We start from the raw sequence: 20,566 nt of genomic DNA, 5'->3' as shown, positions 1-20,566 counted from the left end.
GTACCGCTTCGAGTAGTTGCTTCCCACCTGGCTCTACTTCCTCTGGAACCTCAGGTCCCAGTCTCCAGGTGTCCGTGATCAAGGGGAAGCTTCAGTGTGACGGCGGTGGCGTGGTGCTCGCCTTTGCCGACGTCCAGGCCGAGGAAGACGTCGATGTCGCTGGTGTGGATCACGTGCAGGCCCCTCCATCACGCTTTCGTCCTTCCGGCCTGGGTGAAGCCGGTGCTCAAGCCCCTCATCAGCGGTCCGTCGATGCCTCCGGGCCCGGTGACACCACCCCCCGGATCATCAACAACAAGGGGGGAAGTCATGCCGGACACGAAGGCCGGAGGCCCCATTGCGGAGCCACGAAAACGGTAACGAGGGGCGCCGGACGGCTGTCCTCACTCGCGGTCGGGGGCGCCGTGCCGCACAGTGGAGGCCTGCCGAATTGAGCCGCGCACGCCTGTCAGGACCGTGCCTTCATCAGCCCGGCAGGCGTGCGTGCTCGTGTCGAAGAGTGGTGTCAGTGGTGGGGGGCAGAATGTGGTGCAGGGGAAGGAGTGGCGATGTCCACTAACAGTTCTGACCTGCGGATACCTGCGCCCAGTGGCTGCCGGTGGTGTGGGGTCGATGAGCGTGAGCACATGCAGCGGTGGAAGCCGCCAGTGGGGTGGCATGAGTGGGTTGCACCCACGTCGGAGCAACGCAAGGAGCGCATGCTGGCGCGCCGCCGGCAAGGCCGCCCTGCATCCGGTGGTGGTCAGGCACTGCGGGGAAGCTTCATGCTGCTAGCGTCCTGAGCTGCGCGAAAACGGTGCGCAGCTGCTCGGGTACATCGCTGGGATTGTCCAGGGCCATGGCAAGTTCGTACATCATTTCGGGCTTGCCTCCGGGACCGTCCGGGCTGTGGGTCTGCAGCGTCTCCTTGACTGCTTCGCTGAACTTACGCTGGCCGCGCAGGGCGGCGAAGTCGGCGGCGCTCCAGGTGCCTTCGTTCTTGGCCCAGATCTTGTTGGCGACACGTGCCCACACGTCGTCTTTGAAGATCTCCTCCAGTTCATTGAACTGGTCTTCCCCCGGCGCGTCCGGGTCGGGTTCACCGAGGAACTTCACGTAGCGGGAGGCGTGGGGGCCAAAGAACTGGGTGAGCTTGGCGGTTTTGAAGATGCCCTTGCTCACGCTGCGGCTGTCGGCGTCGACCACCAGCATGATCGTGCGGCCTTTTTTCGCGAGGTAGCGGGCCAGGTGCAGGGCGCCCTCGTTGTTGAAGCAGGCCCACAGCGCGATCCCGGCGGCCTGCAGCGACAGTCCTTCGCATAGCCGGAACAGCAGCGGGAAGGCGCGCTGCTCGGTTTCGCCTTCGACGGCCAGGAAGCAGCGTTCGTGCAGGAGCACGGAGTTCCGCAGCCCGACCGCTGCCGCGATCTTTCCCAGGTGCTCGTCGATGTCGTCGCCGAGCAGTCCGGCGCCGAGCCGTTCCACTACGGTGCGGTGGTTGTCCAGCTTCAGGTGCACGACGTCGGAGAGGTCGACGCCATCGATGAGATTCATGGAGTGCGTGGCCACCAGCACGCTGACGTTCGGGATGGCGCTCTGCTCCCGGATCAGCTGCATGATCTTGCGCTGGTGGGTGTAGTCCAGGTGCGTGTCCGGCTCGTCGTAGACCACGATCGTCTGCACGGGCGGCGGCTCGGGGGCCTCGCCGTCGTCCGGGCTCGTCATGGGGGCGGTGCTTTCCTCCTCGGCCAGCAGCTCGCTGGTCCACTCCCAGATGGCCAGCGACACGCGCCGGTTGCTGCCCAGCCCGGAGCGGTCCAGGCCCACCGCCTCACCGGCAATACGGGCGATGCGCAGCGGCGCGCCGCCGAAGCCCTTCTGGAAGGAGACGTCGGGCTCGACGAAGACCTCCGCCAGATCAGGGCAGCGGGTCTGAATGTGGTCGCACAGGGACTTGGCGTCGATGCGCAGCCGCTCCTTGACGTCGTCCTCGAGGGCAGTGAGCTTGCCCTTGAGCTCGGGGTCGGCCATGTGGCTTTGGAACCGGCCGACCAGGGCAGTCTTGACCGCCTCGTCGGGCCTGGCCGCTTTGCCATCGAACGACAAAAACCACGGCATGCGCCGGTCCAAACCGACCGGGGCAGGCAACCAGTCGCTGCCGCTGGCGTGCTGGCGTCCGTACTCACGCAGCGCCTGCACCAGGTCCGCCTTCAGCGTGGAGGCGGGGGACAGGCTGAACTCGGCCACCAGGCCCTTCAAAGCCGGCACCAGGTGCTGGGACAGGTCGCGCAGACGATCGTCGTCCGGCAGCGGACCCCAGATCTCCAGCCGCGGGGCGAGATCCTCCCCGGCCCGGCGCTGCAGCTGCACCTCCTCAGGCAGATCGAAGTGTTCCTGCTCGAAGGCGTCGAGAGTGAACGTGCCCCACACGCTGGTGTTCTCGCAGCGGACGGGCGACGCGTGCTCGCCGACGGCATCGGTAGCCAGGTAGCTGCGGTCGTCCTCGGACAAAGTACGCACGCCCAGCAGGAAGGCCAAAGCGTCCAGCAGGGCGCTCTTCCCGCCGTCGTTATGCCCGGCCAGGATGGTCGGCTTGCTCACCGGGATATCCGCTACCTCGGTCAACGAGCGGAAGCCACTCACGCTGAAGCTGTTCAACTGCACTGCGCTCGACCGCTCCCAGTTCCCGCACCGCCGACCACCGCGAGCGCCCAGCTGACACCCGCTCAGATGGTTCTGACGCCTCATCCCAACCCGAACGGCCCATCCTAGAGCGTCAGTCGCATCGCCACCGTCAGTCCCACTGATACAACCCGCCTCGACACACGCCGACTTGCCCGAAATCCCCTCTACCACCATGTAGACCCCGCACAGTGCTGATTGATATGTCCTCTGATTTGCAGAAAAGCTCCCGTGATGCCGGTGGCTGTCGGTACCGTCACCAGCCATGCGGATCTTGCACACCTCGGACTGGCATCTCGGCCGGCAACTGCATCGCGTGCCCCTCCTCGCGGAGCAGCGCACGTTCCTCGAGCACCTGCTGGACACGGTGCGTCGGGAGCACGTCGAGGCGGTGGCTGTTGCGGGCGACGTGTTCGACCGCGCTATCCCGCCGCTGGACGCGATTGACTTGTTCAACTGGGTACTTGGGGAGCTTGCCGATCTTCAGGTGCCGCTCGTCATGATCAGCGGGAACCATGACTCGCCGCGTCGGCTGGGCGTCAATGCCCGGTTGATCGAGCGCGCGGGGATCCACCTGCGGACCAGCGTGGAGGACTGCGCTCGCCCCGCCGTCCTGCACGACGAGCACGGACCGGTCGCCTTCTACGGCCTGCCCTACCTCGAACCTGGCCTGGTCCATGCGCACCTCGGAGCGGAGAAGCCAAGCCACCATGCTGTGCTGAGCGCGGCCATGGACAAGGTCCGCGCCGACCTTGCGGCCCGCCCGGACAACACCCGGTCCGTCGTCCTGGCCCACGCCTTCGTCACCGGAGCCGACACCAGCGACAGCGAGCGTGACATCACCGCCGGCGGCGTCCCTTCGGTCAGCGCCTCCGTCTTCACCGGGGTCGACTATGTAGCACTGGGCCACCTGCACCGCTGCCAGCAAATCAGCGAACGCATCCGCTACAGCGGATCTCCGCTGGCCTACTCCTTCTCTGAAGCCGACCATCCCAAGGCCACGTGGCTGATCGACCTGGATGCAGGCTCCACCCTGACCGCCCGCAAGATCCTCTGCCCTCTGCCTCGCCGCCTGCGTCAGCTGACCGGCACTCTGAACGACCTGCTCACCCAACCCGAGCACACCGAGTACGAAGACTGCTGGCTGCACATCACGCTTACTGACACCGACCGGCCCCATATGGCCATGGAACGCCTGCAGCAGCGCTTCCCCCACGCCTTGAAGCTGAGTTTCTCCCAGCATCAGGCCACCACACAGGAGTCCTACCGGTCCCGCGTCAACGGCCGCAGCGACCACGAGATCACGCTCGGCTTCCTCGACCACGTCACCGGCGTTCCCGCCACCGCCCCGGAGCAGAACCTGCTGCAAGAAGGACTCGAAAGCGTCCGCACCGCAGCCGCCGCACGAGAGGCCAGCTGATGTATCTCCACCACCTGACCGTCCAGGCATTCGGACCCTTCGCTCGCACAGAAACCGTCGACTTCGACGCCCTGACCAGTAACGGCCTGTTCCTCCTGCGCGGCGACACCGGGGCCGGGAAGACCAGCATCCTGGACGCCGTCTGCTTCGCCCTCTACGGCACCGTGCCCGGCATCCGCCCCACCCACCGCCTGCGCAGCGACCACGCCCCCACAGACACACGCACCCACGTCATCCTGGAATTCAGCGCAGCCGGCCGCCGCCTCAAGATCACTCGACAGCCAAAGCAGTCCTACCCCAGCAAACGTGCGAAGACCGGCACCGCCACCGCCGAAGCCACCGTCGAGCTCCATCAGCGGACCGACACCGACGGCAGTGCGGGATGGGATCCTGTCAGCGCAAACCACCAGGACACCGCCAGGGAGATCGAAGCGGCTCTGGGGCTGTCCAAGGAACAGTTCTGCCAGGTCGTCCTCCTGCCGCAAGGAGACTTCGCCACCTTCCTGCGGGCCGACGCCAAAGACCGCGCCGTGCTGCTGCGCCGGCTCTTCGATACCGGACGCTTCCAGGAACTGCAGGCATGGCTCACCAACCGAAGCAAAGCCACAAGGAAGGACCTCGACGAGGTCACCACAGTCCTCCAGCAGCTCAGCGAACGCATCCACCAGGAAGCAGGCCCCCTCCTTCACCAAGAGGACACCGGCGCCGACCAGCCCACCCGACCCGACGCCCAGCACCCCGCCGACATCCTGCCCTGGGCCCAACACCTACGCACCCTCGCCCACAACGCCCACACCACGGCACTGGCCGACGAGCAACACAGCGACGCAGCACACCAGCACGCCAAGATCGAACACCAGCGCACCAACGAACTCGCCAACCACCAAACCCAACACGCTCAGGCCCAAGCGCGACGCGCAGCCCTCGACGACAAAGCCGCCAACCACCCGCGGCTCCGCGAGCAACTGGACAACGGCCGGCGCGCCGAACTACTGCGCCCCCTCCTCGACGGCGTGAGGCACACCTCACTGGCCCTTCGCACGGCCAAGACCGCCGAAGACGACGCCCGCAACATGCTGCCCGACGACCACCGCCATGTCGGCATTCCCCAGCTACGGATCGTCCTCGAACAGCACCACGCCGAGCGAGGCCGCGTCGAAGGACTGCTTCCCGACGAACAGCACCACACGCAGCTCGGCACCCAGATCACCGAACTCAACACCAAGGAGCAGCAGGCACGAGCCGACCTCGACGAGGCCGGACAATGGCTCACCGCATGGCCTGCCCTGGAGGCCGAACACACCGGCCGCCTCGACGACATGACCAAGACCGCAGACCAGGTACCTCAACGCGAGCAGGACATCCAGGCACTCAACGCCCACCTCGAGGCCGCGCGCCGCCGCGATACCCTCACCACACAGCTCGCATCTGCCGCAGAAACCGAAACCCACCGTGCGGCCGAAGCCCTCCAGGCCAAAAAACAGTGGCTGGACCTGCGCGAACGCCGCCTGGACGGCATGGCCGGAGAGCTAGCCGCCGAACTCACCGACGGGGCCCCGTGCTCGGTCTGCGGCTCACCCACCCACCCGCAACCAGCACAACGCCAGCCCGACCAGCCCACCCGCGAGGACGAGGACAAGTCCCGCACCCTCCACGAACAGGCCGACACTCTGCACGCCCAGGCCAGCCGCAACCGCAACGACCTCGCCACCCAGCATGCCGAAGCGGTCGGAGCAGCAGGTCCCACCCCTTGCGACGAACTCAAGACACAGCTCAAAGAGGCCCAGGAAGCCCACCGGGCCGCATGCGATGCAGCCACCGCGCTGCCCTCCGCCAAGGAAGCACTGGCCCGACTCCGCACAGAGCACGACACCCGGACCCAGCAATGCCAGGAAGCCCAAGACCGTGTCACCGAGTGCCAGACACGCATCAAGGCCCTGGCCCAGCAGCAGAGCACCCTCGCCGAAACCCTGGCCGCCGCACGCGGCACAGCCACCACGCTCGGCAACCGCATCACTGAACTCAGCCGCGCCGCTAAGGGCCTGTCCAACGCCATCGACGCCGCCCAGACGGCAACCGACGTAGCCGACCGCCACCGTGACGCGACGACCACCGTCACCGACACCGCCCACGACGCCGGCTTCCCGACCCTCGACGAAGCCACCGCCGCACTGCAAGCCCCAGCCCTCCTGCAGCAGTGGAACCAGGAACTCGACCAGTGGGACAAGGACGACGCCGTCGTCACCGACCTCCTCAAAACCCCCAATCTGCTCGAGGCCGGCCTCCAACCCCCCGCCGACCCGCAAGCCGCAGCCGACGCCCTGCTCCAGGCCGAAGACCGCATGAAGAAGACCGCCGCGGCCCGCCAGCAGGCCACCGACCGTGTCACCGCCCTGACCGCCCTGATCTCCACCCTCGAAGCCCGCCTCAGCGACCTGGAACCCCTGCAGGCCCGCCACGCCCTGGCCGACCGCCTAGCTGGCATCGCATCCGCCACCACCACCGCCAACACCCTCAGCATGGAACTTGAGGCCTACGTCCTGGCCGCCCGCCTCGAAGAGATCGCCGACGCAGCCAACATCCGACTGCGGGCCATGACCTCGGAGCGCTACCTCCTTCTACACAGCGCGGACAAGGACGCAGGCCGACGCGGACGCCTCAAGTCCGGCCTGGGACTGAGAATCCTCGACACCTGGACCGGCACCGAACGCGAAACCTCCACACTGTCCGGCGGCGAAACCTTCACCGCCTCCCTCGCCCTCGCCCTCGGCCTGGCCGACGTCGTCACCCAGGAAGCCAACGGCCGCCCGCTGGGAACCCTGTTCATCGACGAAGGCTTCGGCACCCTCGACGAACAGAACCTCCAGGACGTCATGGACGTCCTGGACCAACTACGCGCCGGGAACCGGGCCGTGGGCATCGTCAGCCACGTCGCCGAACTCAGCCGCCGAATCCCCAGCCAGCTAAACGTGATGAAACACCGCAACGGCTCCACACTGCGCCCGTTGATCAGCACCGATCTGTAACGTCAGAGCCACCGGGCAGGGGAGCACCAACCAGCACGCCCTCCCCCCGCCGGCCGCCGCATCCGCGGCGCGCAAAACAACACCGACCCGACCAAGAACCGGCCAGGAGAGCATGCCGACCGCCGACATCGAGCTCCGCCCCCATCAGAAGGAAGCCGTCACCGCCGCGGTTAAAACGCTGCGCACCCACCCCCGGGCGAGTGTCATCGCGGCGTGCGGCACCGGGAAAACACTGATCGCCGCCCGCACCACGGCCCGCGTCGCACCCCACGGCCGGGTCCTGGTGCTGGTACCAACCCTGGACCTGCTGTCCCAGACAGTGCGGTCCTGGCACGCCGCCGGCCGCAAAGGACCGACGGTAGCCGCCTGTTCGGCACGCCAGGCCCTGGACCACCCCTCGGCCGGCGACATCCCGATGACGACGAAACCAGCTGAGCTGGCCGAACTCACCACCCACACAGGGCCCATGACCGTGTACGCAACCTACGCCTCCCTGCCCACCCTCATCACCGCCCACCGCGACCACCACCTGCCCCCCTGGGACCTCGTCGTCATCGACGAAGCCCACCGCACCGCCGGCCGCCTCGGCAAAGCCTGGGCAGGCATCCACCACGACGACCAGATCCCGGCCAACCGTCGCCTCTACCTCACCGCGACCCCCCGCATCTGGGACCCCGACACCGACCACAGCGACACCCCCGTCGCCTCCATGGACGACGAAACCCTCTTCGGCCCCGTCGCCTGGCGCCTGACCCTCTCCGACGCCATCGACCTCGGCCTCCTCGCCGACTACCAGATCCTCGTCCCCGTCATCCAAGACACCGACCTGCGCGACTGGCTCGCCACCGCCCCCCGCTCCGGCGCCGACGGACTACGCCTGGCCGGCCACCAAGTCGCCGTCCTCAGAGCCATCCACGACCACCAACTACGCCGCGTCCTGACCTTCCACCACCGCGTCGCCGACGCCCGCGCCTTCGCCACCACCCTCCCCGACACCGCCGCCACCCTCCCAGTTGACCTCCAGCCACCAGGCCTGTGGTCACAATGGATCAGCGGCACCCACCCGCCCCGAACCCGCCGCCGCATCCTCCTCGAATTCGCCACCCACACCCACCCCAAACAGCCCGCAGTCCTCGCCAACGCCCGCGTCCTGGGCGAAGGCATCGACGTCCCCACCATCGACGCCGTCGTCTTCGCCGACCCCAAAAACAGCCCCGTCGACACCGTCCAAGCAGTCGGCCGCGCCCTACGACAAACCCCCGGCGCCGGCAAAAAAGCCACCCTGATCGTCCCCGTCTACCTCACCCCCGACGAAGACCCCGACGACCTCCTCGGCGCCGACGCCTACACCCCCCTGTGGCGCACCGTCCAGGCCCTACGCGCCCACGACGAACGCCTCACCGCACGCCTCGCCGACCCCCGCACCCACCGCCCCACCCTCGGCACCGACGACCCCGGCGCCTGGCTCCACTTCGAGCGCCCCACCCAGGCCGAAGAAGTCGCCCTCGCCCTCACCCTGCGCGTCCTCAACCCCAAAAGCGCCGAATGGCGCCGCGGCCTCACCGCAGCCCGCCGCTACCACCACACCCACCACCACCTCGACGTCCCTCAAACCTACGAGGACCCGACCGCCTACCCACTGGGCCGCTGGCTCACCTGGCAACGCCACCTCCACACCACCGGCGCCCTTGACCCCGCCCGCACCCAAGCCCTCGAGCGCCTCGACATCATTTGGAACCCCCAGCAGCACGCCTTTGACCGCGGCCTCACTCACGCCACCGCCTACGCCCACCACCACGGCCACCTCGCTGTCCCCGTCGACCACCACCAGGACGGCTTCGCCCTCGGCCGCTGGCTCGCCACCCAACGCAAACGAGCCGACGACCTCGCCCCGGCCCGCGCCCAGGCCCTCCAAGACCTCGACCGGCATTGGAACCCGCCCTGGCCCCTGACATGGCACCGCGCCTATCACGCTGCCCGTAGACATCTCAGCGCCGACCACCGCCTGACCGACGTGCCCCGGGACTACATCACGGACGACGGGTGGCGCCTGGGGGAGTGGCTGCACAACCAGCGCCTCCACCCCGAACGCCTGCACCCCACCCAGCAGACCCTCCTGGCAGGCCTCGGCGTGATCCAGAGCACCAAGCCGCCCTCGGGCACACGGAAGCCAGCCGCTCGCAGCCGGGAGCAGCACCTGGCCGCCGCCCGAGCCTTTCACCACCGGGAAGGACACCTCGACGTTCCCCAGCGCCACGTCGAGCACCTCGACGGCGAATCCGTACGCCTCGGACAGTGGATCAGCAACACCCGCCGCCGCAAGGACAGCCTGCCCGCCGACCAGATCCGCGCGCTCGACGCTCTCGACATGCGCTGGTAGGGGCGGCGGATAGGGGGCTTGGACCCTGTTTCGGGTCTGCCGACCGATCCTCGCAGCAGCATTAAGGCGTCTCGACGCCTCGCCACCGGGGTGACGGATCTGCTGCGCTACCTGTGAGCGCTGGCCTAGTGGCGGGGAACACGGCGACCGGGCCGGAGCGCTCCGCAGGGGCGCTCCGGCCCTCTCCTGCCGACAGCGCGGCGAGAACGAGTAAGAGGATCAGCAGGCTGCCGAGCCCGGTGCCGGGGGCCACCGCACGATTGCGGCGAGCGAGCGGGCACCGCACATGACCGCCACAGCCGGTGAACGAGTAACGGCAGCCCTGCTTGCGGCGCGGATCGGGTACGAGCATCAACGCGTCCAGCAGTGTCGTCACCTCCGCAGATCCGGCCAAAGCGTCTTAGTCAGCGGGAGCTTCGAGCTATGGAGGGTGCGGGTGAGATCCTCGGTCAGTCCGGATGGCATCCGGACACGGTTCCTTCGACTCACGCGGTGCCGTGAACGGCGGCCTCGTCCCATGGCCCGAGAACGCATGCACCCTGGCCCCCACCTGGATACTCTGTATCCGACTGCATGATCACGACTGTGTGCGACTGCGCGCGCCGGAAGGAGCACGGCATGCTGCTGAGATTCCGTGCGTCGAATGTTCGGTCGCTGCGTGACGAACAGGAACTATCCTTCATCGTGCCATCGGACGAGGAGTCCGATGCTGCTCGCACGCTTGGGCTCTCGGACGGGAAGACCCTCCAGGTCTATCCGTTGGTGGGTATCTTCGGCGCGAATGCCTCGGGCAAGTCGAATGTGATCGCGGCGCTCAAGAAGATGCGGGAAGCGGTCCTCGGTTCGTACGCACAGTGGACGTCTCGCCAGGGCATTGTTCGGGACGAGTTTTTTCTCGACCCGAAGGCTGCCGTCGAGACCACCTTCTACGAGGCCGATTTCGTTCTGGCGGACCGGGTCCGCTGGACCTACGGCTTCGAACTGAGCGACGAGCGCGTCGAATCGGAATGGTTGCACGCCTACCCCAAGGGTCAACGGCAGGTCTGGCTCGACCGGGACACCGCCCGCAAGGACATCTTCAAGTTCCCGGGTGAGCGCATCCAGGACCGCGCGCTACTGGCGCGTGCGACCCGCCCCGACGCGCTCCTGCTCTCCCGCGCTGCGAACGATAATCATCCGCAACTCACGCAGATCTACGACTGGTTCAAGCAGAATCTCTGGGACATCAACCCGGAGCTGGAGCGCCTGGAACGCGAGGGCTACACGGCCGAGCATCTGCTCGACGAGCGGTTCAAGGACCGAATCGTTGGGTTGCTGCGTGTCGCGGATCTAGGGATCAGCGGTGCCGAGGTCGAGCAGCGGCTCGGGGAACAGCCGCGGGTCCGCCTCCTGCACGAGGGCGGCGGCGACACACCGGTGGCGCTCGACTGGCAGCGGGAGTCCTTCGGTACGCGTTCGTGGTTCGCGCTCATCGGACCGCTCTTGCGAGCTCTGGACGACGGCGCGGTCCTGTTGATCGACGAGCTGGACGCCAGCCTGCATCCACGCTTCGCCGCCGAGGTCGTACGCCTCTTCCAGGCACCCTGGTCGAACCACGAGGGCGCACAGCTCGTCTTCACCTCGCACGACCCGTCCCTGCTCAGCACCCCCCGGGGTGGCCGACTCCTGGAGCCGGGGCAGATCTGGCTCACGGAAAAGGACGAGCGGGGCGCCACCGAGCTCTATCCGCTGAGCGATGCGGAGCCCGGTGCACAGGAGGACCTCACGGACTCCTATCTAGCGGGTGCATTCGGAGCCGTGCCGAGGATGACAGAGGGGCAGATCGGTCGGCAGTTGCTGACCGAACCGGTAAGGGAGGCGGAGCGGTCCTAATGGCGAGGGGAAAGGGGCGGGACAGGGGGAGGGACAACCTGGGCCGCGCGCGGAAGCCGTCGACCCGTGTGCGCCCCCGAGAGGTGTACATCTTCACGGAGGGCGAAGTCACCGAGCCGGAATACATCGATTTCGTACACGACCACGGGGAGCTCGCGGTCTCCGGTCAGCCCTTCCAGATCCACTATGAGAACATCCGCGCACCGTCCAAGCGGCGCAAGCCGCTCCCGCTGGTGGAGGACGCCGTCGACTGTCTCGTCCGGGTGGAGAACGCCGCGCGGCAGGCCGGACTGAAAAAGGAACCGGAGAGGGACTGGAACTGGCCCCAGGTGTGGTGCTTCTTCGACCGTGACGAGCACAAGGACATCGGCCCCGCCTTCGCGCAGGCGCGGAACGCGGGCGTCAACATCGCCTACTCCCACCCCTGTTTCGAGCTGTGGCGGCTGCTCCACTACCAGAACTACACGGGCGGGTTCGGTGGTGTCTGCGGGGACGCGGCGGCGCTGCTGAAGAAGCAGCCCGGGTTCGCGGCAACGTATGGCGGGCGCGGCGGTTCCGTCTCCGCCCAGGAGGCGAAGCGTGTAAAGCCCGACCAGTTCGCGGCAGCTGTCCCTGAACAGAACCGGTTCGAGCAGGCCAAGCGGTACGCGACCAGGCTCGGTGGGAAGCAGCCCGGCCTCGATCCGGAACGCTGGGATCCGCACACCGACGTGCACCGCTTCGTCGAAGACGGGCTCGGAGTCTGCAAGTACTAGATCACTGACCGCACCAGAGCTTGATCGGAAGGGCAGTACGTGGCCAGGTTGACGCTCGCACAGTTGGAACGCCATCTCTGGGCGGCGGCCGACATCCTTCGGGGCAGGATGGATGCGGCGGAGTACAAGGACATTCTCGCCGCTTTGCTGTATCTGAAGCGGGCCAACGACGAGCCTGGGGGCCCGCTCCCGGAGAGAGCCCGCTGGGAGCGGCTTAGCGATTCTGAGTTTGGTAGTCCGGGCGAACAACTCCCCAAGGCACTAGACGCGTTGGGGAACCGCCCAGGTCATGAACAGCTGCGCTACCTGTATGCCCACGTCCACTTCTCCGCCGCGGACGACCGCAGGCTCATCGGCCTCATCGACCACTTCGGCCGGGTCCGGCTGCGCGACGAGGACCTCGCCTACCCCGGCATGCTGGGCGATGCGTACGAGTACCTGCTCCAGCAGTTCGCCGACGCGGCGGGTCGCAAGAGCGGCGAGTTCTTCACCCCGCGTGCCGTCGTCAGGCTGATGGCGGAACTGGCCCAGCCGCAGCCCGGTATGCGGGTCTACGACCCGTGTGTTGGTACGGGCGGCATGCTCGTCGCTGCCGCGAAGTACGTCGAGGATCACGGCGGCGCCCCCCATGATCTGACACTCGCCGGGCAGGACGTGAACGGCAGCGCGTGGTCGAGCGCCGCCGCGAACATGCTGGCGCACGGGGTGGAACATTTCAGGCTGGAGCCGACAGATTGCCTCACCCGGCCCATGGACGCCGACGGCGGCTTCGACCTGGTGCTGAGCAATCCGCCTTTCGCCATGGACTACCGGCTCGACGAGGTACCACGCATCGAGCAGCGGATGCCGTACGGGCGGACGTCCGAGCGGGGCAAGGCCGACCTGATGTTCCTCCAGCACATGCTGGACATGGCACGCGGGCGCAACGGCTCTGTCATTTCCGTCTTGCCGATGGGAGCGCTGTTCCGGGGCGGACAGGAACAGCTGATCCGCAGCCGGCTGCTGGATGCCGACCTGATCGAGGCCGTGATCGGCCTCGCACCAAATCTGTTCCATGGGACCGGCATCCCCACGAGCCTGATCGTGCTCCGAGCGGCCGGACAGCGAGACCCCGAGCGCCGGGGCACCGTCCAGTTCATCAACGCCGACCGTGAATACCAACGGGGCCGAGCACAGAACGTTCTGCTGCCTGAGCACGTGCAGAAGATCGCCGCCACCTTCCACAGCCGCCAGGAGATCCCCGGCTTCTCCCGGATCGTTCCGCGCGAGATCTTGGCCGAGAGCGCTGACAATCTCACCGTCCACCGGTACGTGATGGGTGCGCCTCAGGCCGAACGACAGGACCTTCAGGCCCACCTCAAAGGCGGCATGCCTGTCGACGAGATCACCCCAAAGCTGCCACTGCTAGCCGCATACGGCCTGGAGCCGGGCAATCTCTTTCTGACTCGGGCGGGCAGCCCCGGCTATATGGACTTCCTTCCCCGGGGTGAGCGCCCGGACGCGGCTTCGCTGACGGCGGTGGCCCGCGCGCGAGAGCAGGAGCTTTGGACGGCGTACGAGGAGGGCTGGCAGGCAGCAACTGAACGCATCACGGCCCACCTCTCCCACGACAACGAACCGCGCGATTCCCGCCCCCTCGCATCGCTCCGGGACGAGCTGACGCAGGCCCTACAACAGCCGATGCTCGCCGTCGACCTGCTGGATGCGCACGGGCTTGGCGGTGCGGTCGCCGGATGGTGGCAGGACAGTGAGAGCACGCTCCAGTCCCTCGCAGCGAACGGCTTTGCAGCGGTCGTCGACGGCTGGTGCGACGATGTCGAGGCGTTGCTGAGCCGGACCGATCACCCGCATCGCGGCAGCCGGCCGAATGCCGCCGAGCGTGAGGCCGCCTACCGGCACCCGGTGATTGCGGCACTACGGCCGGACTTTCTCGCAGAGTTGGCCGAGGAGCGGGCTACGCAGGCCGATCTGGACGAACAATACAAGGAGTTGGGGCCAGAGGATCCGGATTCCGACTCGGATGCCACGGCCGAGGAGGAGGCCGTGCGAGAAGAGTTCAAGATGGCACGCCGAATGGTCCGGGCGAGAATCCGGAACCTGGAAGCGGGGTTCTCGGTCGCAGCGGCACGGAGCGAACTGGACGCCGACGGGCTGCGTGCCGTGGTACTGGCCGTTCTCCACAGCGACCTAGCCGGGCGCTTGGAGAAGCAAATAGCCAGAAGTCGGGCCGAGTTGGTGCGCACGTACGAGGACTGGGAGGTGAAGTACGGCCTCTCCTTCCGAGAGGTCGAGGACCGGCTCCCCGGGGCCGCCGAAACCTCACGCGCCCTGCGCCAGACCCCATGGTCGGCGCGCGGCAGCCGCGGGGAGCGGGATGAGCAGGCGGCACTGCTGTTCAACGTCATCGACGCTGAGAAACTCATCGAGGCGGTAGACGCGAAGCTCGAAATCAAGCAGCACTTCGTGCTTCTGTCCGCCCTGGACTCCACGGCTAACCACGATCTGGGCTCGGACCGGCTCTCCCTGGGGGAAGTCCTGCGAAACTCCGCGTACGGCGTGACAGGGCCGCTCAGTACGGACGAGCGCGGGATCCCCGTGGTGGCCCCGCGCAACCTGACCGACGGCGGCCTCGATCTGGCTGACCTCCGGTACGCCACGGAGCGAGGCCACACAACACCTCGGTTGCGCACTGGAGATGTGCTCGTGAGCCGGATTCGCCCCCGCGAAGACCCGTCGCCTCTCAGAGTGGCCGTATGGAGGGGTGAGCTCGCCGAAGCAACCTTCTCGGACACCGTCACACGCCTTGTCCCCGATACGGAACGAATCGTGCCCGACTACCTGGAGGCATGGCTCCAGCACCCCCAGGTGCGCCGATCGCTCCAATCGCTGTCCTGGTCGGCCCATCCCCATCGGGATCTCCTCAACGTGGACATCGACCTGCCAAGCCCGAAGGATCAACTCCGCATGGTCAGCGAGATCGGCAAGCTCGCCGAGGAACGGGCCGACCGTATGATCCAGCTGGCCAAGGTGAGCCTGATCCGGGCGGCGCTCACGGCGGCCCTTTTCGGCAGCGGGGGCTGAGGGCGCGGGCGAGATCTTCGATCAGGCAGGATGGCATCCGGGTCGGCGGGAAGCTGATCAAAGGGGATGCGGGACATGGACATGCTGCCGACCGATGGGCCAACTACGCGCCACCGGGCACACTGCACCACTTCGCGGGCGACCCGCTGCTGCACACCGACTTCGCCCCGGACAACGTCCTGATCACGCGGGGACGGGCTCGACTCGTCGACTGGGCGTGGCCAACGCGGGGAGCGGCGTGGATCGACCCCGATGCCCTGGTCCTGCGCCTAGTGGATGCAGGCCACCCGGTCGAGCAGCTGTAGGCCTACGTCCTGAGCAGCGCAATCAGCGGCTGCGGGTGTACCGGTTGCGTTCCTCGAGCTGGCGGTGCCCAGATCCAGGCCGTGCAGCGGGCAGAAAGCCACCGGTCTGCGAGCTGTCGAGGGTTGCTGTAACAAGATCGGATTGGTGAGTGTAGGTGGGGGTGGGCTGGGGGAGGACGGGAGTGGGCGCCCGAGGAAGGGCGCTGCAGCGGTCCGACCCAGGGCCGCTGCAGAATTTGACCAGGGGGACGAGCATGGCCAGCGGCACCGTGAAGTGGTTCAACTCTGAGAAGGGCTTTGGTTTCATCGCCCAGGACGGAGGCGGACCGGATGTCTTCGCGCACTACTCCAACATCTCGGGCAACGGATACCGCGAGCTGACCGAGGGCGAAGCCGTGACATTCGACATCACGCAGGGCCAGAAGGGGCCGCAGGCGGAGAACATCGTCCGCGGCTGAGTCTCCGGCCCCGCTCATTTTCCTTCCCTCGGCGCCCGCACCGTGCACGGGCGCCGTCGGCATGTCGTGACCACTCGTGCTACGCCAGCGACCTCGAACAGCGAAGGTCGATTCACGCACCAGCGGGCGCAGCCTCGTTGTCAGTGCGCGGTGAACCCTGTACAGGCGATGAAGCTGTTCGAGCCGTCGCCGACCGACCAGACAACGGTGTACGTACCTGCCGGATAGAGAGCAGCAGCGCCGGAAAAGTCTCCCGGCCACGTCACGTCGGCGGAAGTGTCGGAGCGCACGTCTGATCGCGCCAGCCGTGAGGTGCCGTCGGGCATGTACACCCTGGCCAGCACCGGCATTTCGGCTTGCACGGGATCGAAGTTGCCGTACTTGTTGCGCAGAGAGAGTTCCACAGCGTCTCCGGCCCGGACCTCACCCGGGGCAACGTACTGCCATGCCCCGTCGATCTCGGCCTGCTTCTGTGGCCTGCAGTCCATCTGGTCCGGGAGATAGGCGAACGAGGGAGGCTGCGGGGGCGAGGACGGCGTCCGTGCCTCGGCGGAAACCGCTGAGGTTGCGTCGGGGGAGGGGCGAAGCGAGGAGCCGACCGGTTCCCCGCTATGGCTCGGCACCGTCGCGGTCCCGGCGCTGGAGGCCGCAGCCGTCGGCTCACTGCTTGGCGCGCCTTCCGGTCTCTGTTCAGGATGGGAGGCGGATGAGGCAGCGACTGCTCCGCCGATGCCGCCCACGACAAGCGCGGCTGCAACAACAGAGACATACAGCCTCACACGCCGCCGCCCCCGCGGGGCGACAGCCCACCCAGGGTCCTCGTGCGGCAGCTCCCAGTGGAGGCTCACCAGGTCGGCCACAAGAGTCGGCTGCTCCTCAGAACGAGGCACGGCGGCCGTGGCCTGGGCAGTGAGCAGCCTTGCGCAGCCGCGGCTGAGTTCGGCCGCGGTCGGCCGGTCGCCGGGATCCTTGGACAGCGCCTGCTCAACCAGAGGCAGCAGATCGCCGGGCACGCCGAGCAGGTCCGGTTCGGCGGACATGATGCGGAAGGCCACCGCATCGGAGGCGCCCGCGCCGAACGGCAGGCGGCCGGTCGCGGCATTGGCTATCAGGGCGCCCCAGGCGAAGACGTCTCCTTCCGGCCCGACCGCACCGGTGCGGTAGTGCTCGGGGCTGATCCAGCCGGGCGTGCCGGTCAGCACCCCTGTGCGCGTCACGGAGGTGCCGTCCAGGGCGTGAGCGATCCCGAAGTCCAGTACCCGCGGGCCGCGAGACGCGAGGATGACGTTCTGCGGTTTGACATCCCGGTGGACGATGCCTGCGTCATGCACCGCGGCGAGCGCGGCTGCGGTCCCCGCAGCGAGCGCGCACAGCCGCGCCCCGGACAGCGCGCCGCTCGCAGCCAAGAACCGGTCGAGGGTAGGACCAGGAACGAACGCCGTAGCGAGCCACGGAACAGGACTGTCGGTATCGGCATCGAGCACCGGCACCAGGCAGGGGCCCGTCACCTGTCTGGAAAGCCGCACCTCCCGGCGGAACCGGGCCCGGAACTCGTCGTCCGCAGCATGCGCTGGATGCACGACCTTCACAGCGATCCGCACCCCAGAGGTATCGAGCGCGGCATATACCGTCCCCATACCGCCTGCCCCGAGCCGGCCGACGACACGGTAGGGGCCTATACGGCGGGGGTCGCCAGGCTGAGCCGGCTGAAGGCGGCTGGACACAAAAGCTCCTCTAACGTGATCAGCGGCACGAAGCGACCGGGCCGGCGACGCATGCTATCGGGCCCTGGTCTCGCTGCCGTAAGGCTGCCCCTGCTGCCGACGAGGTCGATCCGCCCAGCTCCCGCATCACATCGCCCCGTGCAGCCTGTTGCGCACCATCGGATTGCCCTCTTCTACCAGCTCACCCGTGGGTTTTCTCCTCTTCTATCCTGGTTGTCAGTGCCTGCCCTAGGGGTATGAAGTTCCCCTCCAGGGCCGACCGTTGCGGAAGGAACCCAAGGCGCGAACGAAACCCTCCTCAGCTCATGGCGGGTACGTCTCGCTGCGCTGGCCCCGACGCCATGGACCGTCGATCGCCTACGTTCCCTCCACCTGCGTGATTTGCGCGGCCTTTCGTCCTCGCTCGCCGCCCGGTTCGTCTGCGGGCACTTCGCACACTGCCGCTCCCACCGAGCCGCATCACCGCTCGAACGCGCACCGTAGGTGAACGTGCTGCCAGGACCTGATCAGGAGGAGCCAGCGCCTCATGGCAGCTGCAGTTGGTTGAGCATGCCGCGCGCGAGGACGAGATGGCGGTGCTCGGGCTCGAGGACACGCTGCGCGTCGTCGACGATCTGCGCCAGCTCTTCCCGTGCCTGCTCACTGCGACCCGCGGTCACCAGCCCCTGAGCTCGTTGCAGGCGGGTGTGAATGGCATGAGGGTGGTCGTGCCCGAGGACGCGGCTGCGTTCGGCCACCAGCTGCGTGAATACCGTGGTCGCTTCGCGGGTCCGGCCCGCCCGGGCGGCGAAGTCCGCCTGGGTACTGCGGATGGCGAGCACGTGAGGATCATCCGGCCCCAAAGTTCGCTGGGCGTCCGCCAGAAGCTGCCGCAACTGCCGTTCGGTATCCGCGAGATCGCCGCGCAGGCCGGAGAACCAGATAAGGCTCCGCCGGACAGCGAGCACTTGCGGGTGATCGGGCCCTTCCAGCCGTATTCGGTCATCCAGGAGGACACTCAGCTGCTGGACGGCCGAATGAGTATCCCCTGCTTCCCCGGTGAAATAGGCCTGCTGGTGCCGAGCGGCGAACGTGTCGGTGTGCTCGGGACCCAGAGCCGCGGTGGCCTCGACAACCAGCTCACCAAATGCGGTCGAAGCTGCCTGCGCATCGCCGGCTTCTCCCGTGAAGAACGCCCATTGATGGAAGGAAGCCAGCGTATCGGGGTGACGCGGGCCGAGCTCGGCCCGTCTGCACCGTACGATGCTTTGGAGATCCCTGACCGCCTGCCGCGGCCGACCACAGTCGCCGACCGCTATCGCCAGCAGAAAATCTGCTCCCGCAACACCCCCCGCGCGGGCCCGCTCGAGAGCCGCGGTCGCCCGCGACAGCTGACTTGCCTGCTGGGCGAGAAGCCCCATGTCGTAAGCATCAGCGGGCTCGACACGGGACAGAAGCGCCTCCCACAGATGGTCCGGCACCGCAGGCAGCCTTGGTGCGTTCAGCAGGTAGTCGAAGGCGACATACCCCTGACTGTAGTTCCCGATCAGGAGTCCGCTCGTGGCGTAGGCGGCCTTGCATGCCCACTGCATCGCCTCGGCAAAAGGCTCGGGCTGCAAGTCCGGCCCTCCACGCTCAGCGAGATAGGGCAGATGGAAATCTTGGAGCCACTGCCTGCTCGCCGACCGCCGTAGTCCCGACCGGCGGCAGTCGACGGCTGCCGCGACTATGGCCGCGCCCCGCGGATTGGCTCCCGGTGCCCAGGCGTTCTCCCACGCCGCCAACAACTCCGGCCCTGCTGCGACCACTTCCGCGAGTCCAAACCGGTCGCAGCTGTCCAAAGCCAGCCGGATCCGCGGATCCCCCCGGTGCGCGGCAGCACGCTGCTGTTCGGCCCTGGACCAGTGGCGTTCCAGACGAATCTTCACGGCCATATGCAGCACTTCCCGCTGAACCCGCCAGGCGTCCCGGTCCGACCCTGTCAGCCTGCTCTCCTCCCGGGCGTCGTAGCGGCGGAATTCCTCCGACCGCATCGTCGCCAGTACTACGACACGGCCGGGCCGGCCCTGAAGCAGCTCCGTCAGCGCGGACGCGGTCACCCCGTCGGCACCCAGATAGTTCTCGAGATCGTCCAGCCACAGGAGAGCGCGGCGTCGCCGCCGGGCAATCCCAATGGCATGGGCGAGTGCTGTCCCATCCATGGGACGCACGAACGCATGGCGAGGGAAACGGGACCGCGCAACCTCATACGCCAGACGGGTCTTGCCGGCAGTCGACTCACCGACTATGAGTACGAAACCGCTCTCTTCCACTGCCTGCCGCAGCAAGGGCTCGGCATCGCGTTCCACATAGGGCGGCGCCAACCGGTGATTACGGTGTCCGTCCGCGGGGTGGACACCAGCCAGTTCAGGACGGTCCAACTGGTCAACCCTGGGAACGCTGCCCGACGCATTCCGTAAGAGTGCCGCATCATTCGGGTTGGTGTGCTGCGGCCGCACGCGGTCGGTAACAAGCGTGTAGACGGTCGTGACGGCCGCACCGATGCCGGTGGCCAGCGGACCGGACGTCCACGTGGCTGCGAGAGCCAGGGCGGAGCCGCCGACCCCCACAGCTGTCAGGTACGTCAGCCAGCCCCGAGACCGACCGCCGACGTGCCGAAGATACGCTGACACGCTGCCCCCATTGCGTGACGTGGTCTTCCATTCTCACCACCGCGTCGGCTCTGTCGAGGGGACTGCCGATACACGACCAAAATCGAATCCAACCCAGGGCAGCGGGCCCGGTGGGGCCTACCAGTATGCGACCAAGGCGACCGAAATTCGGAGCGCGGTCAGTGCTTGCCGAGCTGCTCATCCTACCACCGACTGGCCCTTCGTGCACAAGCTCGGCAGGCCGGGACCCGGCG

Annotated in this window: 11 protein-coding genes; 7 read left to right on the top strand and 4 right to left on the bottom strand. The window is 67.5% G+C overall.

Features of this window, described 5'->3' with window-relative positions; genetic code table 11:
• Positions 1-50 precede the first annotated feature (50 nt).
• The gene (locus tag ABZV38_RS28890) at positions 51-173 is read right to left on the bottom strand and encodes a hypothetical protein (protein ID WP_356331376.1); all 123 of its coding nucleotides are present in this window, start codon (positions 171-173) and stop codon (positions 51-53) included.
• Positions 174-762: 589 nt separating this feature from the next.
• Positions 763-2,643: an AAA family ATPase gene (locus tag ABZV38_RS28885; protein ID WP_356331375.1), complete on the bottom strand. Its 1,881-nt coding sequence runs from the start codon at positions 2,641-2,643 to the stop codon at positions 763-765.
• A gap of 283 nt (positions 2,644-2,926) precedes the next feature.
• On the opposite strand from ABZV38_RS28885, the gene ABZV38_RS28880 reads away from it, so the two are divergent.
• From ABZV38_RS28880 to ABZV38_RS28850, 7 genes are all read left to right on the top strand, one after another.
• Positions 2,927-4,081 (top strand): exonuclease SbcCD subunit D, encoded by a 1,155-nt coding sequence (locus ABZV38_RS28880; protein WP_356331374.1) that lies wholly within the window; start codon positions 2,927-2,929, stop codon positions 4,079-4,081.
• On the top strand, positions 4,081-7,107 hold the full coding sequence (locus tag ABZV38_RS28875; RefSeq protein ID WP_356331373.1) for an SMC family ATPase: 3,027 nt from the start codon (positions 4,081-4,083) through the stop codon (positions 7,105-7,107). Before ABZV38_RS28880 ends, ABZV38_RS28875 begins: the two co-directional genes overlap by 1 nt.
• A 112-nt stretch (positions 7,108-7,219) precedes the next feature.
• Positions 7,220-9,487 carry a Helicase associated domain protein gene (locus ABZV38_RS28870; protein WP_356331372.1) on the top strand — a complete coding sequence of 756 codons (2,268 nt, stop codon included), beginning with the start codon at positions 7,220-7,222 and terminating at the stop codon, positions 9,485-9,487.
• Positions 9,488-10,105: 618 nt separating this feature from the next.
• Positions 10,106-11,359, top strand: a complete 1,254-nt coding sequence (locus ABZV38_RS28865; protein ID WP_356331371.1) for an ATP-binding protein — start codon at positions 10,106-10,108, stop codon at positions 11,357-11,359.
• 68 nt (positions 11,360-11,427) lie between these two features.
• Positions 11,428-12,114 (top strand): RloB family protein, encoded by a 687-nt coding sequence (locus ABZV38_RS28860; RefSeq protein WP_356331370.1) that lies wholly within the window; start codon positions 11,428-11,430, stop codon positions 12,112-12,114.
• Between the two features lie 39 nt (positions 12,115-12,153).
• Entirely contained in the window at positions 12,154-15,195 is a 3,042-nt protein-coding gene (locus ABZV38_RS28855; RefSeq protein WP_356331369.1) for an N-6 DNA methylase, read from the top strand.
• Between the two features lie 559 nt (positions 15,196-15,754).
• Positions 15,755-15,958 (top strand): cold shock domain-containing protein, encoded by a 204-nt coding sequence (locus tag ABZV38_RS28850; RefSeq protein WP_030213732.1) that lies wholly within the window; start codon positions 15,755-15,757, stop codon positions 15,956-15,958.
• Positions 15,959-16,098: 140 nt separating this feature from the next.
• Here ABZV38_RS28850 and ABZV38_RS28845 read toward each other — a convergent pair whose 3' ends face one another.
• On the bottom strand, positions 16,099-17,682 hold the full coding sequence (locus ABZV38_RS28845; RefSeq protein WP_356331368.1) for a serine/threonine-protein kinase: 1,584 nt from the start codon (positions 17,680-17,682) through the stop codon (positions 16,099-16,101).
• A gap of 524 nt (positions 17,683-18,206) precedes the next feature.
• The gene (locus ABZV38_RS28840; protein ID WP_356331367.1) at positions 18,207-20,270 is read right to left on the bottom strand and encodes a tetratricopeptide repeat protein; all 2,064 of its coding nucleotides are present in this window, start codon (positions 20,268-20,270) and stop codon (positions 18,207-18,209) included.
• Between the last annotated feature and the right edge of the window lie 296 nt (positions 20,271-20,566).

The organism is Streptomyces sp. NPDC005181 (assembly GCF_040608395.1).
Classification (GTDB): domain Bacteria; phylum Actinomycetota; class Actinomycetes; order Streptomycetales; family Streptomycetaceae; genus Streptomyces.
This window is presented reverse-complemented; position numbering and strand designations above follow the sequence as displayed.